This window comes from Klebsiella sp. Q11, assembly GCF_964241505.1.
GTDB classification, from domain to species: domain Bacteria; phylum Pseudomonadota; class Gammaproteobacteria; order Enterobacterales; family Enterobacteriaceae; genus Klebsiella; species Klebsiella michiganensis.
This window is the reverse complement of record NZ_CAXSXW010000037.1, coordinates 1-2278: the sequence shown is the minus strand read 5'-3', so window position 1 is coordinate 2278 and position 2278 is coordinate 1. Positions and strand designations below refer to the sequence as shown.

General features: G+C 47.7%; 2 protein-coding genes. One reads left to right on the top strand and one right to left on the bottom strand.

Features of this window, described 5'->3' with window-relative positions; all coding sequences use genetic code 11:
- Positions 1-116 precede the first annotated feature (116 nt).
- Positions 117-749, top strand: coding sequence for a hypothetical protein (locus ACESQ2_RS28330; RefSeq protein WP_001567369.1), 633 nt, complete (start codon positions 117-119; stop codon positions 747-749).
- A 28-nt stretch (positions 750-777) separates the two neighbouring features.
- Here ACESQ2_RS28330 and ACESQ2_RS28325 read toward each other — a convergent pair whose 3' ends face one another.
- Positions 778-2181, bottom strand: a complete 1404-nt coding sequence (locus ACESQ2_RS28325) for an ISNCY-like element ISKpn21 family transposase (protein WP_001567368.1) — start codon at positions 2179-2181, stop codon at positions 778-780.
- Positions 2182-2278 lie beyond the last annotated feature (97 nt).

Below are 2278 nucleotides of genomic sequence, written 5' to 3'. Positions count from 1 at the left end.
TGTCAAGGCTCAATTGAAATGTCCGTTATCCAGCTCAATTAAAATGACCACTTTGATCTCTCATTCTCTTTACTGATAGACTTTCCTCCGACTGAAACAACAGGATGATTGAGCCCATGCTTCGATACGAGTTAACGCCGAACAATGCAGGTTTTATACTGTGGGGAGATTCAGAAGCCCTGAATGAATTACATGAACTCATTCATTACATCGTGGATGAAAGCCCACTGATTAAAGTTAAAGACGGATTTATGTTATCCCTTGCCTATGATATTCGTAAAGCACGGGAAGGTAATCGTCGTGTTGAGCAACATCAGTATGATCAACATGATACATATAAGCTTTATGGTGTTGAGCTTTTATGGCCTCTGGTCCTGGTACAGTCCTCAATACTCAGAAACTCAATGGGTTATATTCAGACAGACAAAAACCAGCTGTCTGTCATGTATGCCTTTGAATACCTGATAGAATCAGCATTAACAGAGTCTGAGAGAACAACGTCGAATGATATTATGCTAACAGTAAAATATGCATCAGACTCTGATTTTAATTTCATTGAGGATAATATTGACAGCAGGTGCTGCTATTTTATCAGCCTATCTCCGGAGCAAAGAAAAAAGCAGTTAATCAGTATTGTTCGTTCTTTTCATTCATTATGGGGTAAGTATGCCCGTGAAAAGCAGGACATAAAGATGCTGAACGAAATGAATAATACATCATGGGTCTGGCCGGACAATATCAACTGGTGAGCAACCACTGTCCGGCCAGTGAGTACCATCAGCGGGCTCTTTTACCAAAAATGTCCTCTGAACGTGACTGAAGCTGTTTGAGTGCTTCGAGCATGTCATCATTATCCAGTGAGCGCTGGGATTTCTTCCCTTCCTGCTTTGGCCGTCGTCGGGAAGGGCCATCTCCAGCGGGAATTGACTGAGAGCGCGTGTTATCCCGCTTGCTCTGCACCAGACTGATAAACTCCAGGGTTCGGCCAAGACGCTTGTTATCGACAATCGCGCCCTGGTCGATTTCTGACAGTCGGTCGTAGGTAGAGTAGGGAAGTAGCGTACCGTTCAGGCGCAGCTCTTTTCTGCCATCAGGATAGTGATACACATCGATATATTTACCTATTGCACGGCGACTCAGTTCGCTGTCTTCAATCAGGTACAACATTTTATCATATTGTATCGTCAACGATTTTGAGACTTTACGTTTTTCACGAACAGTGAAAATAAGCCCCAGGTCCTCATCATGTTCTACAGCACGGTGTACGTCAAAATCATGTCGCGGTACTTTGCCAAAACGGCGGTTATAGTCAGCCATATAGGCCTCAGCGAAGTCATTTGCAGCCTCCATTGAACAAATGCCCTGTAACCGCAGCTCTTTGACCAGACGATCCTGTAAAGTGAGGTGAGCTCGTTCTACACGCCCTTTGGCGGGACTGGTTTCTGCACAGATAGTCTGGATGTTCAGTTCATGCATGGCTCGCCCAAACTGAGTATGCCCGTCTCCGCCTGTGGCGTGTTTATTGTTAACACGAAAAACACCGGCTTTATCGCTGTACAGTGCCAGCGGTTTACCATGCTTATCGATATAGCGCCGCGTGGCTTCGAAGTAAGAAAACGTGGACTCCGATTTAACAAACAACAGTTCCATCAGTTTGCTGGTTGCATCATCAACATAGACCAGCGCGGTGCAGGCCGGGCCACGGCCTTCAAACCAGTCGTGATCACAGCCATCTATTTGTATCAGCTCACCAGTACACGGACGCCGGTACCGTGGTTGAGGGATCCTTGCGGCACGTTGTTTACGGGGAACCCATAAGCCAGCCCGCACCATGATGCGCCGGACAGTTTCTTTGCCAAGAAACAGTCCGTGGAGTTCTTCGAGCTTTTCACGCGCCAGAGTCGGACCGAAATCAGCATAACGCGTCTTGATCAGTTCCAGAGCCTGATCTGCGAGCCCGGGTGGCAACTGGCGGTTACCACGCATGCCACATCGTCTGCTGGCCATACCAAGCGGTCCGCCTTCACGGTAACGGGCAAGAAGTCTGCGGCATTGCCTGTCGCTGATACCGAGGTGCTCGGCCGCACGGCGCGTTGTGATGCGACGTTCAATGACGTCCTGTATAATCTTGATCCGGTTGATCTCTTTCAAAGTAAACACTCCTGAGCTTTCTGCGCTCATGATATGCCTCCCGGTAGTTTAAACGGACCAGTGAAGCTTACCATAGCGCGGACATCTGAATTGAGCCACAGGCGGACATTACTATTGAGCCATTACA